This is a genomic window from Aquimarina intermedia, from assembly GCF_008124785.1.
GTDB classification, from domain to species: Bacteria; Bacteroidota; Bacteroidia; order Flavobacteriales; family Flavobacteriaceae; genus Aquimarina; species Aquimarina intermedia.
Genome location: NZ_VNHU01000006.1, coordinates 207,757 through 232,200, shown reverse-complemented (window position 1 = coordinate 232,200; position 24,444 = coordinate 207,757). Strand labels below are relative to the sequence as shown.

General features: G+C 35.3%; 20 protein-coding genes. 8 read left to right on the top strand and 12 right to left on the bottom strand.

The genetic code is table 11. The annotated features are described in order from the left end of the window. Positions 1–2: 2 nt before the first annotated feature. Complete coding sequence (locus BD809_RS10815; protein WP_148782984.1) at positions 3–941, bottom strand: alpha/beta hydrolase; 939 nt, start codon at positions 939–941, stop codon at positions 3–5. Positions 942–1,136: 195 nt separating this feature from the next. On the opposite strand from BD809_RS10815, the gene BD809_RS10810 reads away from it, so the two are divergent. Beyond that, positions 1,137–1,919 carry a S1/P1 nuclease gene (locus BD809_RS10810; RefSeq protein WP_148782983.1) on the top strand — a complete coding sequence of 261 codons (783 nt, stop codon included), beginning with the start codon at positions 1,137–1,139 and terminating at the stop codon, positions 1,917–1,919. Between the two features lie 17 nt (positions 1,920–1,936). On the opposite strand, the gene BD809_RS10805 is transcribed toward BD809_RS10810, so the two are convergent. Next, complete coding sequence (locus BD809_RS10805; protein ID WP_148782982.1) at positions 1,937–2,806, bottom strand: AraC family transcriptional regulator; 870 nt, start codon at positions 2,804–2,806, stop codon at positions 1,937–1,939. A 205-nt stretch (positions 2,807–3,011) separates the two neighbouring features. On the opposite strand from BD809_RS10805, the gene BD809_RS10800 reads away from it, so the two are divergent. Continuing rightward, positions 3,012–3,425 (top strand): DoxX family membrane protein, encoded by a 414-nt coding sequence (locus BD809_RS10800; RefSeq protein ID WP_148782981.1) that lies wholly within the window; start codon positions 3,012–3,014, stop codon positions 3,423–3,425. 64 nt (positions 3,426–3,489) lie between these two features. Here the strand turns inward: BD809_RS10800 and BD809_RS10795 are convergent, their stop codons facing one another. The 3 genes from BD809_RS10795 to BD809_RS10780 all read right to left on the bottom strand — a co-directional run bounded on the left by BD809_RS10795 (position 3,490) and on the right by BD809_RS10780 (position 5,868). Next, entirely contained in the window at positions 3,490–4,101 is a 612-nt protein-coding gene (locus tag BD809_RS10795) for an alpha-ketoglutarate-dependent dioxygenase AlkB family protein (RefSeq protein WP_148782980.1), read from the bottom strand. A 354-nt stretch (positions 4,102–4,455) separates the two neighbouring features. Next, a complete protein-coding gene (locus BD809_RS10785; protein WP_211356712.1) occupies positions 4,456–4,926 on the bottom strand; it encodes a hypothetical protein in 471 nt (156 codons plus the stop codon). A gap of 96 nt (positions 4,927–5,022) precedes the next feature. Beyond that, the gene (locus BD809_RS10780) at positions 5,023–5,868 is read right to left on the bottom strand and encodes a DUF6503 family protein (RefSeq protein WP_246131506.1); all 846 of its coding nucleotides are present in this window, start codon (positions 5,866–5,868) and stop codon (positions 5,023–5,025) included. Between the two features lie 265 nt (positions 5,869–6,133). Between BD809_RS10780 and BD809_RS10775 the strand changes: the two genes are divergently transcribed. Then, a complete protein-coding gene (locus tag BD809_RS10775; RefSeq protein WP_148782978.1) occupies positions 6,134–8,089 on the top strand; it encodes a S9 family peptidase in 1,956 nt (651 codons plus the stop codon). A gap of 72 nt (positions 8,090–8,161) precedes the next feature. On the opposite strand, the gene htpG is transcribed toward BD809_RS10775, so the two are convergent. Next, the gene (htpG, locus tag BD809_RS10770) at positions 8,162–10,051 is read right to left on the bottom strand and encodes a molecular chaperone HtpG (protein ID WP_148782977.1); all 1,890 of its coding nucleotides are present in this window, start codon (positions 10,049–10,051) and stop codon (positions 8,162–8,164) included. Positions 10,052–10,306: 255 nt separating this feature from the next. On the opposite strand from htpG, the gene BD809_RS10765 reads away from it, so the two are divergent. The 3 genes from BD809_RS10765 (at position 10,307) to BD809_RS10755 (ending at position 13,616) form a co-directional block, all read left to right on the top strand. Next, the gene (locus BD809_RS10765) at positions 10,307–10,978 is read left to right on the top strand and encodes a TetR family transcriptional regulator C-terminal domain-containing protein (RefSeq protein ID WP_148782976.1); all 672 of its coding nucleotides are present in this window, start codon (positions 10,307–10,309) and stop codon (positions 10,976–10,978) included. A gap of 32 nt (positions 10,979–11,010) precedes the next feature. Beyond that, positions 11,011–12,318: an ABC1 kinase family protein gene (locus BD809_RS10760; RefSeq protein ID WP_148782975.1), complete on the top strand. Its 1,308-nt coding sequence runs from the start codon at positions 11,011–11,013 to the stop codon at positions 12,316–12,318. A gap of 290 nt (positions 12,319–12,608) precedes the next feature. Continuing rightward, positions 12,609–13,616: a 3-oxoacyl-ACP synthase III family protein gene (locus BD809_RS10755; protein ID WP_148782974.1), complete on the top strand. Its 1,008-nt coding sequence runs from the start codon at positions 12,609–12,611 to the stop codon at positions 13,614–13,616. 176 nt (positions 13,617–13,792) lie between these two features. Here BD809_RS10755 and BD809_RS10750 read toward each other — a convergent pair whose 3' ends face one another. Further along, a complete protein-coding gene (locus BD809_RS10750) occupies positions 13,793–16,162 on the bottom strand; it encodes an outer membrane beta-barrel family protein (protein ID WP_148782973.1) in 2,370 nt (789 codons plus the stop codon). 416 nt (positions 16,163–16,578) lie between these two features. Between BD809_RS10750 and BD809_RS10745 the strand changes: the two genes are divergently transcribed. Then, positions 16,579–16,938, top strand: coding sequence for a CoA-binding protein (locus BD809_RS10745; protein WP_148782972.1), 360 nt, complete (start codon positions 16,579–16,581; stop codon positions 16,936–16,938). Here the strand turns inward: BD809_RS10745 and BD809_RS10740 are convergent. After that, complete coding sequence (locus BD809_RS10740; protein WP_148782971.1) at positions 16,915–18,354, bottom strand: sodium:solute symporter; 1,440 nt, start codon at positions 18,352–18,354, stop codon at positions 16,915–16,917. The two genes, BD809_RS10745 and BD809_RS10740, sit on opposite strands and share 24 nt — an antisense overlap. A gap of 179 nt (positions 18,355–18,533) precedes the next feature. Next, on the bottom strand, positions 18,534–19,223 hold the full coding sequence (locus BD809_RS10735; protein WP_148782970.1) for an ABC transporter ATP-binding protein: 690 nt from the start codon (positions 19,221–19,223) through the stop codon (positions 18,534–18,536). Between the two features lie 435 nt (positions 19,224–19,658). Here BD809_RS10735 and BD809_RS10730 point away from each other — a divergent pair, with 435 nt between their 5' ends. After that, positions 19,659–20,069, top strand: a complete 411-nt coding sequence (locus BD809_RS10730) for a hypothetical protein (protein ID WP_246131505.1) — start codon at positions 19,659–19,661, stop codon at positions 20,067–20,069. A gap of 83 nt (positions 20,070–20,152) precedes the next feature. Here BD809_RS10730 and BD809_RS10725 read toward each other — a convergent pair whose 3' ends face one another. The 3 genes from BD809_RS10725 to lnt form a co-directional block, all read right to left on the bottom strand. Then, complete coding sequence (locus tag BD809_RS10725) at positions 20,153–20,719, bottom strand: hypothetical protein (RefSeq protein WP_148782969.1); 567 nt, start codon at positions 20,717–20,719, stop codon at positions 20,153–20,155. Positions 20,720–20,761: 42 nt separating this feature from the next. Further along, complete coding sequence (locus tag BD809_RS10720) at positions 20,762–22,633, bottom strand: ABC-F family ATP-binding cassette domain-containing protein (protein WP_148782968.1); 1,872 nt, start codon at positions 22,631–22,633, stop codon at positions 20,762–20,764. Between the two features lie 209 nt (positions 22,634–22,842). Further along, positions 22,843–24,423: an apolipoprotein N-acyltransferase gene (gene lnt, locus BD809_RS10715; protein WP_148782967.1), complete on the bottom strand. Its 1,581-nt coding sequence runs from the start codon at positions 24,421–24,423 to the stop codon at positions 22,843–22,845. Positions 24,424–24,444 lie beyond the last annotated feature (21 nt).

The following is a 24,444-nucleotide window of genomic DNA, read 5'->3' as shown; positions in this document are numbered from 1 at the left end:
ATTTATTGAATACTAATGTCTTTGATAAAAGTAGCCAACGTACTAATAACCTCTGGCATAATCGGTCGCCATGATTCATTATAAGATTTTTGATTTTCCAAACGATTACCTTTAATTTCTCTTAGTATATGATTCATATTATCGATAGCTACAAATTGTGCATCAGGCGCAACCTCTTTTAATTTTTCTCCTTCGCTCGTGTTTACTTGAATATCTTTTTTACCATAAAGCAAAAGAATAGGTATTTCAAGTTGAGCTATTTCCTCTCTGGGATTATATTGCAGCCATGTACGCATAAAGGGTTGAAGATCATATCTAAATATAGACTCTAATGCGGGTTCATACACTGTGGCTCTGCCATTCTCTCTGAGTTGTTTAAAAGCTAATGCAGCACTTTTATCCAGTCCAGGGGCTTGTTCTGCAAGTTGATCGATGATGACATTGTCTATACTGCTAGCATTTCCTGCAATACCGATAAAAGCATTAGCTCTGTCTCTTGCAGCTATCATACCAACAAGACTACCTTGACCATGACCGGCAAGAATTATTTTAGAATAATCATTATTCTTTTCAAAATAATCAATGACCTCTATAGCGTCGTTAATAAAATTTTTGAAAGAAATTTCATTTTCCCTCACGCCCATGCGATCCATCGCAAAAATTCTTTTGTCATACCGAAAAGAAGCTATTCCATGTTTAGCAAGTTCTCTTGATAATTTTTTAAAGGTTTCATTTTTGGACATACGATCATTCCCATCCCGATTAATAGCACCTGCATCCATAATAAAAATCAACAATGGAACTTTATCATCGGCATAAGGGGTAACTAAATTGCCTTCGACATACGGGTTAATCTTTATAATTGCACTGTTGTACTCTTTTTCCTGAGCGAAACTAATGGTCACCAGTAGAAAAAATAACATGCTTACATAAATTCTCATAGTTTGGGGTAATTTATTCACTCAATTTCATTTTCTTTCATAGTAACTTGAAACAATGGTGACTATTCAAGTTAATATGCAATAATTTAATTAAACGTAATTTTATGGAAAAATATATACTTTTAGCTAAACGAAAACTTATATTTTAATAGTGCACTAACATACCCTTTTTTATCTTTGTCTCAAAATTTAAGAATGAAATATCACAGGATACTTTTGGTTGTTTTTGCAAGTTTGATGGTTAATCTATGTATGGCCGAGGAGGACTGGGGAAAAACCGGACATAGAACTACGGCTAAAATTGCTGAAAAATATTTGACCAAGCGTGCAACTCGTAAGATTCGCTTATTACTTGATGGTAATTCGATTGCAGAAGTTTCTACTTATGCAGATGATATTAAGAGCGATAAGGAGTTTAGGAAGTTCGGACCGTGGCATTATGTCAATTTCAAATTTGGAGAGCGGTATAGTAAGGAGACAGCTTATCAGGGTGGAGATATTATTCAAGGAATACAAACGTGTATTGACGTATTAAATGCCGAGACAAGCACGCAAGAGGATAAAGCTTTTTATCTGAAAATGCTTGTGCATTTTATTGGAGATTTGCATCAGCCTTTACACGTAGGTAGAGGCGAAGATAAAGGTGGTAATGATGTTCAGGTACAATGGTTTAAGAAGGGATCAAATTTACATCGTGTATGGGATAGTGAAATGATCAATCATTACGGAATGAGCTATACAGAGCTGGCTGATAACGCAACTCATTTTTCTAAGAAGGAATTCAAAGAAATTACTAAGGGATCAGTGATAGATTGGAGCTATGAGTCTCAAAACATGGCTAAAAAGGTGTATGCCTCTGCTCAAATTGGAGAGAATTTAGGGTATAGATATATGTACGATAACTTTGAGTTGGTACAAGAGCAGTTAGAAAAAGGAGGCGCAAGGTTAGCAGCGGTACTAAATAGAATTTTTAAGTAATCCAGTGCTGACAAGCCCTAATCATTTACCGACGATGTGCTCACTTCGTCGCGATATTGCTTGGGAGACATGTTAAAATATTTTTTAAATGTTTTGGTTAGGTGACTTTCATCGGTATAACCAAGCTGATAGGCAATTTCTGCAATAGTAAATTCGGTATGCTGTAGGCGATATTCTACTAATTTCATTCTGTATTTGGTAACATACTGATGAATAGATTCTCCTGTTTTTTTCCTGAAATAGGTGCTTATCGAACTTTGAGACATATTGAATTTATTGGATAAGAAGTTTATTTTAGTACGCTCGTTATCATATACATTTTGTCTAATATGGCTTAAAATCTGATCTATTTTAGAGGGAGAAGCCACCTTAGAATCACCTTCATAATTATGTTTTTCAGATATATTACGTACAATCAGGCTTAAAATTGTACTGATCGCATTTGAGATAATTTCTTGATAATAAATTTTTTCATTCTTAAATTCCTTCAATACCAAATCGTGTATATCCCAAACAATAGCACGGTCATCTTCTTTACATATTACATCACCCGGAATAATGTTAGGATGATGCAATAGTTGTTCAATACGTTGCAACCAATATTTGCGATCCGGTAAATTAACTTTGCTGGAAAAAAGTAATTCGGTAAACTTGAAATAGGTAAAAGTAGAGGGTTGGAGCACCTCAAAATGATGAGTGTCTTCGGGAGCTAGAAGAAAGATATTCTTGGGATGGTAAGGTGTTTTAATTCCATTAATTGTGTGGTATCCTCTTCCATTCTCGATAAAAATGATTTCAAAATAGTTGTGGTTATGAGGTTCTTTTTCCCAATTATCTGAAGAGTATTGGTCAACGACAAAAATTTCATGCAAAGAATAACGCGTCATAACTTTTGTTTCTTTTAAAGTTACAAAAAAATGATGAGATTACAATCGTTCAAATACACAAGTAAAATTTTACGCAAACGTTTGCGTATGTTTATAACATCATTTATCAATGAGATTATACAAGTTTTCTGGCGAATTGTACAAGCTGTAATATTTTAAGCGGGCGTTATATTTGTAAGTCCAAAATAAAACCTTGTTCTGTTCTATGAGATTTAGAGTTTTTTTCTACGCTTGTTCCCGCATCCTTTTTGGATCATACTTAGTAGTTCACGCAGCCTATAATGTTTTTGATTATTCTAGCTTTTTAGTACAGCTAGATATGTTTTTTAGCAATGCATCTTTTTTTAGTTTTGAGGTCTTAGAAGCTTTAGCGCCCTTAGTCCCCTTTGTCGAGTTTATCATTGGTTCATTTTTATTGTTAGGTTTTTTTACAAAACCTGTTTTGCTAACCGCTATGGTTTTGTTTTCTGGAACCGTACTATTTTTATTAGATGTCAAAGAAGAAAGCTTGGTTACAACCCATATCACCTTATTTATTGTGTCCTTAATTTTGTTTATCAAGGATGATTATAATCCCAAACCTATTGGTCAATCCAAAGATTGGTTGATGAGAACATAAGGCCATAATGAGGTCAGATCTCATTTATTTGACATCATAATATTTTAAATAACCACCTATTTTTTTAGAGAATCTTTCGGAAAGTGAGATTAATACGCGGCTCAGTGAATCTTTTAGATTTGGGTAGTTGATGTAGCCAATTTTTTTGAGAACCTTCTTTCATCAGCAGTAAGCTCCCGGAAGTGAGCTTCAATTTATATTTTAGTGATGGATTTGTTTTATGTTTTAAATGAAACCAGCGTGCTTCTCCCAAACTTAAGGAAGCTATGATTGGATCAGGCCCCAATTCTTTTTCATCATCAGCATGCCATCCATTACTATCTTGTCCGTCTCGATACAAATTTACTAAACAGGTCGTAAATTGTTCCTTACTAATCTTATTTACAGAATCAAGAACATCCATTAATATCGCAGGAAATTCATGTGGATACATACGTATGTTAGAATACTTGTATGGGTTTTTATTAATTGCATATAGTGCGGTTAATCTCGGTTGCATATATGTTTTGCCATATACCGTAATTTGATCTTGTTGCCAAGGAACAGTTTTATGCAAATAGGTAAAGAGATCATTAGCCTTATCAGTATTCAAGAAAGTCGGATGATATTCAACTATAGCATCCTGCATAGGTAATTGTATTGATTCTTGAGCATTATCAAAAAAGGAATATGCCATTTTGAGAATATTATAAATATTGATAGACCCAGTAAATCAGTATAAACTGAAGAAAAAAACGAAAAATCAACACAGATTTGGGTAGGTTCAAACCTGCTTTTTTATTGATTATCATATGCACATGAACGGGAAAAAACAGAATTAATAAAAGGATGATACACCATAAGACGTAAATCTTAAACTCCATAGTGATGAGAAGTATCCCAAGCGTTATTTCTAAAAGACCACTTAGATAAACCAAAGTTTTTCTATACGGTAGATAGAGTGGCATAATTCGCATAAATGCTTTTGGTTTTATTAAGTGAAAAATTCCTGCAATAATTAGGATAAAGGACAGTAGATATAAATGCCAACTCATGTAGTTTTTGGAGTTTTAGTGATAGAAGATTTTCTTTTATTTAAGAATTTTTGTTTCAGTCTCATATAGGGATTAGTATACGTTGCTTTTCGAAAACGTATACCTTCCCAGTCCTTATTGATCGCTAGCTTTTTAACAGCTATTAGATCATAGTCATCAAGAATGCCCCAACCATATGAGGAGGAAATATTTGAAATGAAACGTTTCGAATTCTGATTAGGGTGTGCAAACCAAAGTATTGCATCTCCTATGAGTTTTGGATACAAGGTCTCAATTCTGTTTTCAATTTCTTTGATGTCTGTTACAAATACAATGGCAAAGTCAACTTCTGAGACCTGTACCAAGGATTCCTTAATACTAATATTCTGCAATTTATCCAGCTCTGAAGCAAAGCCTTCCGGCTCATTTAAAATAAGAATTTCATCTAGGCTGGATGGTAATTTTAGCTTTTTAAATAAGGTGGTCATGACAGAATTAGTAAAGACATTGAATCATATACTTAAATATACAAAAAAATACCGCTGTGTGGCGGTATTTTTTTTGATATCTAAAGCTAGGGTTTGCTACATCGTAATTTTTTTAGCATTCTCTGGTGTAGCGAATAAATCACTTTCCTCCTCCATAAAAGTTACATCGCTTATTGTTGCTTCTCCCAGTTTTTCTGCCATTCCATTCGCTGCTGACCAGTTATTAAATTCCCATTGCATTGCTACAGGAATTCCATCCACCATTTGGTAATCTTTATATTGAATCGCATGGGGTTCCGGTTTTTTTTCTTCTCCCTCTTTATTTCCAAAGGTTACTATATATGCAGCAGCTTTCAATAAATTAGATTCATTATCCTTGTATAGCACATACCAGTCATCAGGAGCGTCACCTGTACCAGGCTCAAAAGTCATTTTTGCTGTACTATGAATTTTATCATCAAGACTCTTATCATCAGCCATCACGATATTAGCCCCTTCATCGCTTAACTTATAGGGTAAACCAAAAAAGTAAGTCCAGGTAAACATGTCAAATCTCGCTCCTTTATCATTTGCATCCATTGGACATAAATAAACATCAGAGCCATCAAAAATTAATTTGCTCCCATCTTTTTTGTCAATTCTTATTTTTGATGAATTGGTTAGCATAGTTACTTTAGCATCTAGTCGCTGCTGTCCTCCAAATAGAAGGTTAACATTAAAACTTACCATCTTGTTATCGATGAATTCATTTTTTTTATGTGCAATTTCTATAGCACTCACGTAGTTATCAGAGATGGATACAGCGCCATCACCGATACCTCCATCAGGCTCAACCGGCATAATTTCTTGAGTAGCAGATTCATCTTTAGTTTCCTCTTTTTTTGATGTATTACAGCTTGTGATGGCTACAGCTATAAGAATCAAGGTTATTTTTTTGATCATTTTCAGGTTGTTTTTGAATTAGAAACTTTAGTCCTTAAAAGTACAAAAAGCTTACACCACCTTTTGAATATTATGATAATTGTAACATATAATCAATTTCAGTAAGCCAATAGGATATCGTTGTAAATTTGAATGATTTGGTATCATAGTGTTTTAATCCAAGAGCTTGCTCCGATTTTAAAAATATATAACCATTATGTATTCTTAATTCATAGTGGTATTTTTGATTTAGTTTGAAGCAAAAAAATCAAAATTATCATAGTTTATGACGGATCAAGATACTAAGAGTGAAAAAAAAGTACCCGGAGATGTTTCTCTGGTAAGTTCTCCAGAAGATTTGTTGACATTGAGTTCTCAGGAACATGGAACTTACGCCTATACAATAGAAGATTATTTTGCTAAACCAAAAGCTAAAAGTTTTCAATTATCTCCCGATGGTAAATATCTCTCATATCAAGAGAAAGATGCGCTTAAGAAGAATCATGTGTACGTTAAGAATTTAGAAGATGGGAAGATCACGCAGGCGATTCAAGAGCAAGAGGAGTTAATACGTGGATATGGTTGGGCTAATGAAAATCGTTTGATTTTTGTAATGGATACCGGTGGAGATGAGAATTACCACATATTTGCTACCAATGTTGACGGATCAGATACAAAGGAACTTACCCCATTCGATGGCGTTCAGGTTCAAATCTTGCAAATGCTCAAAGAGGATAAAGAACATATTATTATTGGAATGAATAAGACCAATAAGGAAGTGTTTGAGCCCTATCGTATTAACGTTAATACAGGAGCACTGCAACAATTATACGTTAATGATGATATCGAACATCCTATTATGGATTATATTTTCGATAAAAATGGAGAGTTAAGAGGTTTTACCCGATTGCGCAATGGGGTGGACATAGATCTTTATTATGCTAAGGAAACAGATAACTATGAGTGTTTAAAAGAACTTAATTGGAAAGATACATTTTCGATTAAAAGCTTCTCATATAGGCCAGAAAAGAAACACGAAGCCTACGTGGTTTCTAATTTGACGAGTGATCGGTCAGAAATATACCTGTATGATCTTAAAGCAGATAAAATAATCAAAAAATTATTTTCTGATCCTCTTTATGATGTGTCGGGGTTGGGCTTGTCAAGAAAGCGTAATTTTGAACTTGATTATTTTTCATTTCAGGGAGAGAAAAAAGTAATCGTACCGATTAGTACTTACTATAAAAAATTACATACTGTCATTTCCAACCGCTTTCCAGATCAGCAGTATGCTATCGCTGATAAAACCGATAATGAAGATAGATACTTAATTTTTATACAAAGTGATGTATTATACGGAGTGTATTATGTGTATGATGTAGAAGAGGATTCATTTGAACTGCTCTACAACTTAATGCCACAATTACAGGAAGAAGATATGGCCACCATGCAACCGATCTCATTTAAAAGTCGTGATGGGATAACAATATATGGCTATCTAACCCTACCCAAAAATATAAAACCTTCACAAAAAGTTCCATTGATTGTGAATCCGCACGGTGGACCTCAAGGTATACGAGATACTTGGGGCTTTAATCCGGAGAATCAATTATTCGCCAGTAGAGGATATGCTACACTCCAAATAAATTTTAGAATCTCTGGAGGCTATGGAAGAAAATTTTTAGAATCCGGTTTTAAACAAATTGGTAGAAAAGCGATGGATGATGTCGAAGACGGTATCCAATATGTTATAAGCAAGGGTTGGATTGATGAGGAGAAAATAGCAATCTACGGGGGTAGCCATGGTGGTTATGCTGTTTTACGAGGATTGACCAAGACACCGGACTTGTATTGTTGCGGAGTGGACTATGTAGGGGTATCGAATTTATTTTCTTTTATGAAGACCATCCCTCCTTATTGGAAACCTTATCTGAAAATCATAAAAGAGATCTGGTATGATGAAGATGTCGCTGAGGAAAATAAAATAATGAAAGAAGTATCGCCCGTTTTTCAGATTGATAAAATTAAAAAACCACTTTTTGTAGTTCAAGGTGCAAATGACCCCAGAGTTAATATAGACGAATCCGATCAAATCGTACGCGCCTTACGTGCAAAAGGATTTGAAACTCCGTATATGGTCAAATATGATGAAGGCCATGGCTTTGCCAAAGAAGAAAATAGTATTGAGATGTACAAAGCCATGATGGGGTTTTTAGCAAAGCATCTTAAAAAAGATTTCTAGGTAAGAATCAAAATAAAACCCCGTCCGGATCTAGTCTGGACGGGGTTTCTCTTTGACACTAATAAGTGTTATTTACTTAATCATTTCAAAACTTCGTTTGATGAAATTGGTGAGTTCTTCACCTTTTAGTAAGTTCTGTGATAATCTAGCCAAGTCTAATGATTGTTTAATCAGACGCTCTTTTTTCTTATCCGTTTTGGCTTCGCGGATCTGACTGATTAATTCATGATTTGTATTGACAATCAGATTATACATTTCCGGGAGACCACCCATACCAAACATACCACCGCCGCCGCCGGTTTGCTGCATCTCTTTCATACGACGCATAAACTCGGGTTGTGTGATTATAAACGGTGAGGCATTACTGTCCATTGCTTCCAGCTGAACGGTATACTTTTCTTTAGGCACCACCTGCTCTAAATCTGTTTTTAACGCTTCTTTTTCCTCATCAGACAGCTTCGAGATTTTTTCTTCGTCTTTTTTGATCAAATTATCGATATGATCTGCATCAACCCGTACAAAAGAAATGTTTTCCTTACTGGTTTCTAATTTCTGAATTAAATGAGAAACGATAGGGGAGTCAAGTAAAAGAACTTCGTAGCCTTTATCCTTTGCCGCTCCAATGTAAGCATGTTGCTCATCTTTGTTTGATGCATAAAGAATAACTGTTTTACCATCTTTATCGGTTTGCGTATCCTTTATTTTCTCTTGTAACTCTTCAAAAGTAAGGTAGGTGTTGTCTACAGTCGGATACAGCGCAAATTTGTCAGCTTTTTCAAAGAATTTATCTTCAGAAAGCATTCCGTATTCGATAACAATTTTAATATCGTTCCACTTTTGTTCAAAATCTTCACGGTTATTTTTGAATAAAGAAGAAAGCTTATCCGCCACTTTACGCGTTATGTAACTCGATATTTTTTTAACAGCTCCGTCAGCTTGTAAATATGAACGTGATACGTTTAATGGGATATCAGGAGAATCGATAACACCACGTAACATGGTCAAAAATTCTGGAACAATTCCTTCAACATTATCAGTAACGAAAACTTGGTTTTGATACAGCTGGATACGATCTTTTTGCATGTTCATATCCTGTCCTAACTTAGGAAAGTATAAAATTCCGGTCAAGTTAAAAGGATAATCCACGTTTAGATGAATGTTAAAAAGTGGTTCTTCAAACTGCATAGGATACAGTTCTCTATAGAAACTTTTGTAATCGGGATCTTCTAGTTCTGTTGGTTGCTTTGTCCACGCCGGATTAGGATTATTAATTATATTATCTACTTCTTGGGTAGGCGCAGGATCTTCTTCCTTAGCATCTTCTGGCTTAGGCAAGGTCTCCGTTTTTGTTCCAAACTTAATTGGAACCGGCATAAACTTGTTGTACTTGGTTAGTAATTCTGATATTTTAGAATCTTCCAAAAATTCAGATTCATCTTCGCTAATATGAAGAATGATCTCGGTTCCACGATCTTGTTTGTCTGCGGATTCAATCGTGTAAGAGGGAGATCCGTCACATGTCCAATGCGCAGCAGGTTCGTCCTTAAATGATTTGGTAATAATTTCAACCTTATCAGCAACCATAAAGGCAGAATAGAAACCAAGTCCAAAATGCCCAATGATTCCAGAATCCTTGGCGCTGTCTTTATATTTTTCTAAAAACTCCTCTGCTCCGGAGAAAGCAACTTGATTAATGTATTTCTCGACCTCTTCTTTGGTCATCCCGATACCTTGATCAATAATATGTAATTGTCTTTTCTCTTTATCAACTTTAACTTCGATCATTGGATTACCATAGTCAACCTTAGCTTCTCCAATGTTAGAAAGGTGCTTTAGTTTTAACGTAGCATCTGTTGCATTTGAAATTAATTCTCGTAAAAAGATCTCGTGATCAGAATAAAGAAATTTTTTAATCAAAGGAAAGATATTCTCCACTGATACATTAATACTTCCTGTAGCCATATAGAATTATATTTTTTGTTATTCACTTATTTATTGTCAATAGAGTAGGTCAAAAAAAATACCAAGATCAACATGCTGACAAACTGACATTTTACAATGATTGTGTAAGCTCTTCGTAATTGTAACGACTTCATATATAGCTTATCAGTACTGAGATAGTTTCAAAATTTCTGAAAGAACTTTAACAAACAATTTGTTTAACTTTTTTATTTAAAAGATAAACAATCAGTAATTTTACATCAAACTTTAAAAATCATGGCAACCACAAAAAAGAAAACAACCGCAAAAAAAGCACCTTCAAAGTTTGATATTATTACAATGTATATGGAGTATGTGCTGGAACATGAGATGTATCCTAAATCAATCTATAAGTTTTGTAAAGCAAATAAAATTACGGAAACTGATTTTTACGCTCATTTTGGAAATATTGACGGTTTAAAAAAAGAAATTTGGATAATTCTTTTTGATAAAACGATGGAAGTTGCACATGCTAATGAAGCATATGATCAATTTACTAGCAGGGAGAAAATGTTGACTTTCTTTTACAGTTTTTTTGAGATGTTGACCTTAAACAGAAGTTATATTCTTTTCGCTTTAAGTGAGCATGACAGGGCATTAAAAAATATGGAACAACTCAAAGGATTGCGTAAGCAGATTAAGAGTTTTGCAAGTGAATTGATAGCAGAGGATAATGAAGATAAACAATTCAAAATTACTAAAAACCCTACAAGTCTATTTTCTGAGGGTGCATGGATTCAATTTTTATTCTTACTGAAGTTTTGGATGGATGATGCCTCAGCAGGTTTTGAAAAAACAGATGTTGCAATAGAAAAATCTGTAAATACGATTTTTGATGTTTTTGATAACACGCCCCTTACTAATATTTTAGATCTCGGCAAGTTTCTTTGGAAAGAAAGAACCATGTAAAACTTGAGACTTTTTTTACTAATAAATTACTTATGAAGACAATTGATAAAATACCTGTTTCTAAATTAGGAAGAACCACAGAACTTGTAAAAACAGGTGTGAAGGTTGGAGGTAATTATTTAAAATATTACGGTAAGAAAGCCATCAATCCAGACATGTCTCGAGATCAGTTGAACGAGAACAATGCTTCTGATATATATGATGGTTTAAAAAACTTAAAGGGGAGTGCACTTAAGGTTGCTCAAATGTTATCGATGGAGAAAAGCTTGTTGCCTAGTGCTTATGTAGAAAAATTTTCACTCTCACAGTTCAGTGTTCCTCCATTATCCGCTCCCTTGGTGAGAAAAACTTTTAGACGATATTTAGATAAATATCCTGAAGAATTATATGATACGTTTGCAACTCAATCGGTTAATGCTGCGAGTATCGGTCAGGTACATAAGGCAACCAAATTTGGGAAAGAACTTGCTGTGAAAATTCAATATCCTGGAGTTGCAGACAGTATCAGTAGTGATTTAGCAATGGTTAAACCTATTGCAATCAGAATGTTTAATTTAAAGGGTAACGATTCTGAGAAGTTTTTCAAAGAAGTAGAAGGCAAGTTGCTCGAGGAGACAGATTATATTTTAGAAGTTGAACAAAGCAAACAAATCTCCGAAGCATGTGAGGTTATTCCAAACTTAAAGTTTCCCAAGTACTATGAGGAACTCTCAAGTGAGCGAACGATTACCATGGATTGGATGGATGGAATGCATTTGAGTGAATTTGCCAAAGTTAATACGAATCAGGAAAAAGCCAATAAAGTTGGTCAGGCGTTATGGGATTTCTATATGTATCAAATGCATATTTTGAAAGCCGTGCACGCAGATCCACATCCAGGAAATTTCTTAGTGGATAGTGAAACAAATTTAATTGCTATTGATTTTGGATGTGTGAAACAAGTGCCTATGGAATTTTACACGCCATATTTTGAATTGGCAGAAAGAAAAAATATTGATAATCCTGAATTCTTTGCAGAGAAACTATATGAATTAGAAATTCTTCGGAAAGATGATTCCGAAAAAGAGACTGCTTATTTCTCTAAATTGTTCTATGAAATGTTAAGTCTTTTTACGACACCTTTTAACAAGGAAACGTTTGATTTTGCAGATGAAACATTTTGGAATGGTATTACTGAATTAAGTGAAAAATATTCTAATGATACGGAGTTGAGAAAAATGAATGGAAATAGAGGGAGTAAGCACTTTCTCTATATCAACAGAACATTTTTTGGACTTTACAACTTATTACATGATCTAAAAGCCACGGTTGAGGTTAAAAATTTTGAAAGGTACCTGTAGCTAGTCGCCCGACTAGCCTGGTTTGTTTATTTATTGGTTAGGTTGTTAGAAAGGCATGCTGTGGTTGGCGTGCCTTTCGCTTTTTGTAATAAGAAGTACAGGATTTTATAGTGGAGGAATAGTAAAAAAATTTCTCTATTAGTTATTGAAGATCAAAAATTTAGTATGCGTGCATACAATATTAGGCAAGATTCTTTTATCAAAACCATTAATATACATATCTTGCTCTGCAGTTTTTTAAATTTAAGATGTAATTATTGATAATTACGTACAATACACACTTAAAATATATGTATACTTCAAAAATATCAGGATTAGGGAGCTATGTTCCAGAGAATGTGGTTACTAATGATGACTTGTCTAAAGTGATGGAAACCAATGATACTTGGATCCAAGAACGTACGGGAATTAAAGAAAGACGCCATATCAAAAAGGGAGATGGTAATAGTACGGCCAAGATGGGTGTGAAAGCCGCTAAAATTGCCATCGAAAGAGCAAAGCTTACCAATGAGGATATTGATCTTATAATTTTTGCCACCTTAAGCCCCGATATGTATTTTCCTGGAGGAGGGGTACAGGTACAGGATTTGATGAATATGAGAACAATCCCGGCCTTGGATGTTCGTAATCAATGTAGCGGATTTATTTATGCTTTATCGGTTGGAGATCAATTTATCAAAACAGGAATGTATAAAAACGTGTTGGTAATCGGTAGTGAGAACCATAGTGGAGGATTGGACATGACCACACGCGGTCGTGGGGTGTCAGTGATATTTGGGGATGGTGCAGGAGCAGCAGTCCTTACACGTAGTGAGGACAAAAACCGTGGAATTCTCTCTACACATTTGCATAGTGAAGGTGCTCATGCAAAAGAGCTATCACTTATGGGGCCAAGTACAGAACATTGGGTGCCTGAAATAATAGAAGAGAACCCTCAGGAGGATATACCTTATTATCCATATATGAACGGACAATTTGTATTTAAAAATGCAGTAGTTCGTTTTTCAGAGGTGATTAATGAAGGGCTACAAGCTAATAGTTTTACAGCGGCAGATATAGATATGTTGATTCCGCATCAAGCTAATTTGAGAATTTCACAGTTTGTTCAAAAGCAATTTAAATTATCAGATGATCAGGTGTATAACAATATTCAAAAATACGGAAATACAACCGCCGCATCTATTCCTATTGCTTTGACAGAAGCTTGGGAAAATGGTAAGATAAAAGAAGGGGACCTCGTAGTATTAGCTGCATTTGGAAGTGGATTTACGTGGGGGAGCGCTATCATTAAGTGGTAATACTACCCGGCTAGAATACAAAAAAACGCGAGACCTTGAAGTCTCGCGTTTTTTCTGGTTAAATTTCTTAAAGGCTAATTCAAATAAATCATAACCATATTATCTTCTATACTAAAAACGATAGAATATTATAGGTGTTACAAAATGGATGCCATTTTATTGCATTTTAACATATATTATAAAATACCGCCTCCAGACTTTTCATTTTTATCTCTATTTTTTCTAGACACCTTTCTGTTTTTACCGCTCCCAAAACGATATGATAAACCTAAGAACACTGATTGTGTTTCTCCTTGAAACTGACCGAACTGCGTATAGGGTACATCGCTGTTAAATCTAAATTTTTGCGTATTAAAAATATCATTGAAGTTGATGCTAAAGGTTGCTTTGTCATCAAGAAAACTATAGCGTGCTCCAGTATTTACAAAATAGAATTCTTCAGTTTCAAATTGAATACCTTCTTGTGGACCTCTATAAAATCCAAAAAGTTGAAAACTTAAATTCTTAGTCGCTTTGAAGGTGTTGCTTAATCTAAAATTATATACAAACGCATCAACCTCTCTCGTAGTTGTTCCAACAACTCCTTTCTGTGTTTGTCCGTAGAGGTCAACACTAGCATTTAAACTCCACCATGTAGCTACTTTATAATTTGATGATAGTTCAAATCCGTAAGCTGTATTATTGTCAAAATTATCAAAAGTTAGAATTTGTCCGTCCTCGACGTCTGGATTCTCTAAAAGCGTTTGGTTAATCTCATCATTGATGAGTCTGTAAAATACACCCGCCGTAAGCGATCCTTTTTCTAGCTTACGAGTATAATTAAATTCAATCGAATTTGTGAATTGTGGATCCAAAGCTGGGTTACCGATCGATATAATTCTTGGCGTACTCCATTCTCGTATTGGGTTCACTTGGTTTAATCCTGGTCGATCGACACGACGACTATAACTTAATTGATAACTGTTTTTTTCTTCCGGAGTATAATTTATATATGCAGAAGGATATACGGTAACATAATCATCTTCAAAAATTCGTTCATTATCCAGCGTAGCAGTAACCTTATAGCTTTCTACACGGGCACCAATCTGGTAAGACCATTTTTTTAATGTTTTTCCATAGGTAACATATCCTGAATGGATGTCACGATCATACGCATAATCAGAATTTGCAAAAAGCGATGAAATGTATCCGTTTTCAGTTCTTCTTAATCGCGCTTCGTAACCAATCTCAAGTTTATCAGTTTCTGAAATTGGATTGATATAATCCAAGTTTATAGTCGTATTTTCTCTTTTGTTATCGATTAGGTCGGTGTAGTTTTGAAGAAAGGCTGTATTGCCGGTAAAGAGAAATTGATCGGTTTTATCCTCATCAAAGACATTGTAATCTACCTCAAGTTCGATGCTGTGCTCTTCTTCCTTGAACGTATGTTTGTAATCAAAGTTATAGGTCGAACCAATATTTTCTCCTTGATTGAATAAAAGTTGCGATAAATTATTTTGTGGATTTTCAACAAACCTAATATCGGTTGTACCCGTGGTACCCCCATCATAAATATTCTGATTCGTATAGAAAGAAAGGGTATTGTGATCATCTAGGTAGTAATCAATTCCTACCTTAAACAAATGAGAATTTGTATTATCGAGAAATGAGAAAAATTGTTGAGAGTCTTCATCCTCTCTAAACACGTAACCTGCACCTAAACTTTTACGAGAGCTGTTACCATAGTTACCATAAATGTTGAATTTACCACTGCGATAATTTAAGTCAATTGAACTATTAAATCGTGCATTTTTATCAAAGTTCAGCCCGAAATTGATATTTCCATTAAGTCCGATATTACTGTTTTTGTGGAGTACAATATTAATTATTCCGCTCATCCCTTCCGGATTATATTTTGCAGACGGATTTGTAATTAATTCGATGGTTTTAATTGATGTTGACGGAATTTGCTTTAATAGCTGTGCAGCGCTAATATTAGTGGGCTTACCATCTACAAGAATTCTTACGTTTTGATTGCCACGCAAGGTAATATTACCGTCCTGATCAACATTCACCGATGAGATGTTGTTCATAATCTCAGCTGCGCTACCTCCTGTAGTTGTAAGATCTTTACCAACGTTAATTACTTTACGATCTATTTTTTGTTCGATGGTCGTGCGCTCGGCAACAATGGTAACATCATCAAGTGACTCCGCCTCTTCCAGCAATTCTATGGTACCAATGTCAAAATTTCTATTTTTTCGGTTGATGGAAATAGGTGTAGCATAACTTGCATAGCCTATAAATTGGATTTTCAAGGTATAGTTCCCATTTGGAATGTCATTTACAAGGAACTCCCCCGATTCAGTAGTAATGCCACCACTAATAATCTCTTCTTTAAGATCCTGTATAACGATTGTTGCATAAGGGATTGGCTCTTTCCGAAGTTTGTCAATGACTCTCCCTTTAACAGAGCCTAGAAGATCAGGGTTTTGTGGTTGAGCAGATAGCAGACTGGTAAGTATCAGGGTGCAGATAGCTGTTAGATAAAGTGTTAGCTTTTTCATTTGTTCATTTTTTGATTGATTAATGTTTTGCATTGTACTTTGTTATACCAAGTACATATGCGTGTTGTTTATTTTGTTGCGGTGATTAAGCGCAATTATAGGTAAGACGATCATCATTAAAATTTGTTACAACCGTTAGAGTACTTTTTTAAAAAAATAAAAGCCGCCTCAAATTAAAGGGGCGGCTTTCTATAATAATCAAATAGTAACACTAACCATCAACTATGAATAAAATTTGATTATTAAGTAATTAACTAACTAAATTTATGAAAAATCATATCTTACTAATAAGACGAGTGGTAATTTGTAATGTTACAGCGCAACTCTTACTTTAACATATTCTAAATAGATTTTAACGTTTGCTTGCTGTAACGCAGCAAATAGTACTCTTACTTTGTACTCAAAATAAAAGATTTATGAAAAAAACATTAGTACTCGGGGCTTCCTTAAAACCGAATCGTTATTCTTTCTTAGCCATTAATCGCTTGCGCAATCACAATATAGATACCGTAGCATTAGGTCTTCGCAAAGGTGAAGTAGCAGGAATTACGATAGATACCCAAAAACTACCTTACACAGATATTGATACAATTACGTTATATCTCAACCCCAAACGACAAGAGGAGTTTTATGATTATATAGTTTCCCTTCATCCAAACCGGGTAATTTTTAATCCGGGAACAGAAAACCCTGAGTTGTACAAAATACTTAAAGATAACACTATAGAGATAGAAGTTGCATGTACTTTGGTATTATTGTCTTCGAATCAGTATTAGACCTAAAAACGTAAGAAGTCCGTTTAGTATGAGGATAAAAAATCCAAACTCAAAACCAAACCAGGCTTCACTATTTACACTAATAATATAAGATAGGATAGGAGAGAGTATCGCAACCATGGGTACGAAATTATCATAGACTTTCCACTTGGTAAATAATCCATAGGCGTATAATCCAAGTAGTGGTCCATACGTATAGCCTGCAAAAACGAATAGTTTTGCGATGACACTCTCGTCCTTAATAATATATTTGAACGCTACAATTACAAGTATTAAAACTACCGAAAAGAGAATATGAATTCGCTTGCGTATTGCAACTTGTTTATCAACATCATATTTTTTCTCAATATCCAGTATGTCTATACTAAAAGAAGTAGTCAAAGAAGTAAGCGCGCTATCAGCGCTGCTATACGCAGCGGCAATAAGACCTAAAATAAAGAAAAGTGCGATCCCAATACCCAAGGTACCTTGCGTAGCGATTTCGGGGAATAATTGATCTTTATCAGCATCAATTCCGTTTTGTGCTGCGTATTGTGTAAGTAATAGTCCTAAACCAAGAAATATAAAATTTACAACTGTCAGGACGATGGTAAACCAAAACATATTCTTCTGAGCATCTTTTAGACTACGACACGTTAGGTTCTTTTGCATCATATCTTGATCCAATCCGGTCATCACAATGGCAATAAATGCTCCGGAAATGAATTGTTTCCAAAAATAATTAGCGCTTTTGAAATCATCAAAGAAAAACGTCTTTGATAAATCGCTATCTAAGATGTAACCTAATAAATCTGTGCTTTTAACACCTAAGTCTGTTGATACATAATAAATGGCCACGCCCACTGCTATCAACATAAAAAGAGTCTGGAGCGTATCGGTCCAAACAATGGTTTTTATTCCTGATTTAAAGGTATACAACCAGATTAAGAGTATGGTTATGATAACCGTCATCCAAAAAGGAACACCCATGGCATCAAACAAAATGCTCTGTAAAACATTTGCTACCAAAAATAATCTGAAACTCGCACCGACAACTCTGGAAAGCAAAAAGAAACTAGCTCCTGATTTATATGCTTTCGGACCAAACCTACCTTCTAGATACGTATAGATCGAGGTGAGATTAAGTTTATAATATAAAGGTAATAAAACTGTTCCGATCACTGCATAACCCAAAATATAGCCCAGCACTACTTGCATATAGCTGAATTGAGAAGCCTCAACCCAACCTGGTACCGAGATAAACGTCACTCCACTTAACGAAGCTCCTATCATCCCAAATGCTACAATATACCAGGGAGATTGCCGATTCGCTTTAAAAAAAGCATCATTATTTGACTGTTTACCGGTAACGTATGAAATCAATATGAGTACGCCAAAGTATCCCCCAATTAAGAGTAGTATTTGTAGAGGTTGCATGCAACAAGATTTAAAATTTGTCGCAAAATACAAATAATCTCAATGCATGATACATAAGGAGTTTAGGCTACCAAGTATTTTAAAAGTATGGCGTTCGGGCGGGCTATTCGTTACAATCCTTGTCGCATTAGTACGACTTCGGGATTTACACTGCTATCCCTAACGCAAAATTACTGCTGTCATATCGAATTACGGGTATCACTTTCAATCATCCCATCTCGCAATCTAATGACACGGTGTGCATGTGCAGCCACTTCCTCTTCATGCGTCACCAGAATTACAGTATTTCCCGCTTTATGAATAGCATCAAATAACTGCATAATCTCCAAACTAGTTTTAGAATCTAAGTTCCCTGTAGGCTCATCTGCTAAAATGATTGATGGTTTATTGACTAATGCACGACCTACGGCCACCCTTTGGCGTTGTCCTCCGGATAACTGATTTGGTTTGTGATCCATACGATCTGCTAATCCAACATCGCTTAATACCTCTTCGGCACGCAGAGTACGCTCTTTTTTAGAAGCTCCGGCATAGACCATCGGTAAGGCTACATTTTCTAAGGCAGTCGTACGGGGCAAAAGATTAAAAGTCTGAAAAACGAATCCAATCTCACGGTTTCTTATTTCGGCCAGTTCATCATCTGTCATCTTACTTACATCATTACCGTTCAGAATATAGCTACCTGAGGTTGGCGTGTCCAGGCATCCCAGCAAATTCATTAAGGTTGACTTTCCTGAACCAGAAGGCCCCATAATTGCCATGTATTCTCCACGTTCGATATCGAGATCAATATTTTTTAAAACATGTACAGTTTCCTGTCCCAGTTGAAAGTTTCTAACAATTTCGCGAATTTCGATAACATTTCCCATAAAACTAATTTAGTGCGCCAGCAGTAAGTTGTAGGCTTCAAAATATAACAATTGATTGAAATATAAGATAGCTACTTCACATAATTGGATTACTAAGCTATTTATAGTTCTTAAAATAAGACGCAATCCTGATTGATTAGTTACATAACAGACCGACTAAAACCTTAAAATTCATATACACTGATAAATATCATATCTCGACAGAAAAGGTGCTCTTATCTTTGAGGCTGATAATTTTATATATACAACTATGGCAATAATTAGCAAACCCACGCCTGTTATGGAAGAAATTGTCTTGGATCCTAGCTAGACGATTATAAGTAAAACTAATCCAAATGGAACAATCGAATATGCAAATGACTATTTTATGGAGATCAGCGGTTATGCGAGCATGAGCTTATAGGTCAGCCGCATAATGCAATTCGCCATCCGGATATGCCCAAGGTTCTTTTTAAGTGGTTATGGGAACGCCTTCAAAAAAAAGAAAATATTCATGCGTTAGTTAAGAACTTGGCTAAAGACGGACGGTATTATTGGGTGATTACTGATTTTGAAGTTAAAACAGATGATAAAGAAGTTATTCATTCATTTTTCGCAAGAAGAAAATATCCGCCTCGTTCTGCAATTAAAACAATAAGTGATATGTATAATAAGCTTTTGGCGATCGAAAAGGCACAAGGTGTTGAGGTATCAGAAAAATATTTTATTGGATTTCTGGAAGAGCGTAATCAAACGTATGATGAATTTATCGAAGAGATTTGTCTTTTTGAAAAGCAACGTTCTTTGGATCTCAAAGATTTACAATATCACAAGCGTAAAGGTCTATTTGTCCGCATGTTTAAATAGATTGTATCAGATAAGTAATTTTTAGTTAGAGGAGATACCCTCAATTATATCGGTTTTGCGACGATATTTTTGAGGGTATTGTGTTACCACCGAATGGTAAATTGTTCTTGTAGCTGCTCTCTTCGTATAAATAAAAGTCCCACCCTATATAAATCAATAGAGGCAGTAACGCTTTCGTTTTTACATAATGTCTGCCATAAAGTTTCACTATCAGGATCTGAATGAATACCACGCAGTACTAGAATGCTATCATTATGCATTGCACTTAGAAGCATTGTGATAGCGTTGTTTGCTTCAGCTACCTCGTTGCTTTCAGCGATTATTAAATCATACGGTGCGCTTGATAAAGCGGTGTCAATAGTTAAATTACCGGTATATAATTCCATCACTTGCGCTAAGCTTCGTTGATCCTTACCCAGAACCAAAACGGTTTGTATGTCCAGATAGGAGATAAGTCTAAGTAACAGCCTTGATTCTTTGACGGAAAGATTTTTAGAATTTTTGCAGATTTTTTTTACTTGATGATCTGTTGCCTTTCTTTTTCGGACATACAAACAACGAGTAATGAGCAAATATACAAAAGGTGAATGTACGCCGTGCTGATTAGTCGATCGTAACAAAAATTTAGCATACGAAACTATTTTAAACATATCCGGATTCTGTTTTTTAGACCAAAAATCATTAGGGAAGGGTTACTCCATCTTTTCAGAAAGCTCTAACCAGCGAATCTCACCTTCTTCTATGTTTTTAATAACTTCCTGAAGTTCTAAAGAAGCCTCATTAATTTGTTCTTGAGATAGCGAAGTGTCGAGAAAAACTTTTTCTAATTCAGTTTTCTTCAGTTCCCATTTTTTTAAATCACGTTCAATGCGACTGAACTCTTTTTGTTCTTTATACGACAAACTAGGTGTCGCTTCTTTTTTCCAGTTGCTTTTTGTGTTACCGACTGTCGCTTCTTTTTGGACCACAGTAGCTTCGGGAATTTTGCTGCTTTCATAAATACGATAATCGGTGTAATTACCGGGGAAATCCTCAATGACACCATTACCTTTAAAGACAAACAAGTGATCTACGATTTTATCCATAAAGTACCGGTCGTGGGATACAACCAATAAACATCCGGGAAAATCAAGTAAGAAATTTTCAAGAACATTGAGGGTTACGATGTCAAGATCGTTTGTCGGTTCATCGAGAATAAGAAAATTTGGATTTTGAATTAAAACGGTGCATAGATACAATCGCTTACGTTCACCACCACTTAACTTCTCTACAAAGTCATATTGTTTTTTACGATCAAACAGGAAGCGCTCTAATAATTGTTGCGCAGAGATTTGTCTTCCTTTTTTTAAAGGTATATACTCTCCGAACTCTTTAATAACATCAATTACTTTTTGACCTTCTTTGATAGTTATTCCTTTTTGAGTGTAGTATCCAAATTTTATGGTTTCACCAAGAATAATCTTACCTTGATCCGGAACTATCGCACCTGTCAGCATATTTAAAAAGGTAGATTTACCGGTTCCATTTTTACCAATAATACCAATGCGTTCCCCTTTTTTGAAAACATACTCATATTTATCCAGAATAACCAGATCCTCAAAGCTATGAGAAACTTTATGCAATTCTAAGATTTTGCTTCCCATACGTTCCATATTGATCTCTAATTCGATCGCATGGTCGTTACGCCGCTTATGAGCTCGTTCTTTGATTTCATAAAAATCATCAATACGAGATTTGGATTTTGTAGTTCGAGCTTTGGGTTGCTTACGCATCCAGGCCAATTCATTTTTATAGAGCTGCTTAGCCTTATTGGTGTTGATTTGCTCATTTGTAACTCGAGCTTCTTTGTTATCAAGATAGTAGGCGTAATTACCTTTGTAGGTGTATAACTGACCATCTTCGAGCTCTACAATTTCATTACACACATTTTCCAAAAAGTACCGATCATGCGTTACCATGAACAACGTGAAATTCTCTTTTGCAAAATATTCTTCGAGCCACTCTATCATTTCAAGATCCAAGTGGTTGGTAGGCTCATCGAGATATAACAAATCTGGTTTGCTAAGAAGTATATTGGCGAGTGCAAGACGCTTCTTTTGGCCTCCAGAAAGCATCGCTACTTTTTGATCCAGATTTTCTAATTTTAATTTAAATAAGATTTGTTTGTACTGTGTTTCAAAATCCCAGGCATTTAAAACTTCCATACGCTCAAAGGCTTTCTGGTATGCATCTGCATCATCGGGATTTTTTAATGCTTTATCGTATGCACTGAGCGCTCTTAGAATTTCATTATCAGCGGCAAAAATTGTTTGTTCTATAGTAAGTGTCGGATCCAGATCCGGTTCTTGCGGCAAGAAAGCAACTTTTAGATCTTTACGATACACCACTTGTCCTTCATCGGGATGCTCACCACCGGCAACGATATTAAGTAACGACGTTTTACCGGTTCCGTTCTTAGCAACAAATCCAATTTTTTGTCCTTCATTTATTCCGAAAGAGATATTCTTAAAAAGTACTCGTTCCCCAAAAGATTTGGCTATATTTTCTATCGATACGTAATTCACAATGAACTTACTTTATATTATTGTTTATGAGTTCTTAAAAGACTAAAAAATGAGTAGTTATGATACAGTAATAATAATATAACACATTCATTTATCATGCCCTTCAAAAGTGATGCAAAATAACCACAAATTAAAGAATAACGTAGGGAATACCTGAAATACTTTTTAATTATACGGTATGTTGGTGTGGTCTGTATACTATAGAATTGTTATAGTTTCTTTTTTCTGATTGTAAAAGTTATCAGAAAAATAAATATTGCTATAAAAATGGCTATCCTAGCGATATAATCCCCTGCACGAACATAAAATGTGATTGCATCGTTTGTGAAAAGGTGTCCTTTTATCACGCCTTGGGTGTTATATGACAAGTGTTGGGTTATCGTACCTGTTTGATCGATAAGTGCAGATATTCCGGTATTAGCGCTACGCGCGATACTGCGACGAGTTTCTATTGCTCGTAATCGTGCATAGGCTAAATGTTGTTGATGTCCTTGTGTAGCTCCCCACCAGGCATCATTTGTAATTATGGCTAAAAAACCTGCTTTATTTCTTACATATCCGGTCACAAATTCTCCGTAGACACTTTCATAACAAATTATTGGGCCAACGCCAACACTATCTCTGGTAAAAAATACCTCTCTGTTTTCTTGCGTAGTTTTTTTTGCTACGGTACCCCCCAAATCAATCATAGCATCTCCCAAAATCGGTTTTAATACACTTTGATATGGAAAGTTCTCTACGCCGACAACCAATTTTGTTTTGTGATACAATTCAGAGGAACCGTCGGGTCTTACAAAAAATGCTGAATTGTAATCATCATAGAAATCATTGGGTCCAAATTGATTCGTTTGTTCATGAACTCTTTCGGGATCGGTAAATCTGTCATACATTGAGATTCCTGCAATAATGTGTGTGGTTGGGTAATTACTTATCAGACGACGCGAAGTACGTTTTGCTATCGAATATTCAAAATTAGAGAGTTTGTTATTATCTGCGTACACAGTTTCTGGCGCAATAATAAAATCAACCGATGACGACAATGTGTCCTGCACTAAGGTAGTAATAAGCTCGCCTATACGGGCATCTGTAGTATTATATTTTTCAGTATATGGATTGATATTAGGTTGTAGAATTAATACTTCTTGCTTTTTGCCGGTTTCAGTATAAGTGTTTAGGAGTATGAGGGAGATCAGAATAGGGATTATAATATAGGCGATATTGAAGATCGCAATACGTTTTAATACCTTAGTTTCCTGATAGCGTTTATATCGTAATATACCTTTGAAAAGGCTGATATTTACTATCCATACCCAAAGAGAACCACCAAACGTACCCGTGTATTCATACCATTGTATCCAGGAGGTATAGGTTGCAAATCCATTACCCAGGGTTAACCAAGGCCATGAAAATTCCCACTGTAAGTGCATGTATTCAAACCCTAGCCATAAACAGATTAAAAATAAGGAGGCATTGGTAAAAGTAGTTCGTTTGGCAACCATGTGGTATATGACAAAAACCAGTGACATGAGCAGTGTGTTCGCAATTTCTGCAAACCACATCCCAAAGGCGGTAGAATTATATATCCACCAAGTAGTAATCATATTCCAAATAAAAAATGCGAAAAAACTATAGGCAAAAACCATAAGACCACTACGTTTTTCCTCTCGGATGCTATGTTCTACAAGAAGTAGCGGACTAAAACCAAAGAATAGAAATAATGGGAATCCGTAAGTCGGCCAGCCAATGGCTAGCACGAGACCTGAGAGTATAGCAAAAAATAGGTTTTTCATAAAATGTAGCACTGATCAGCA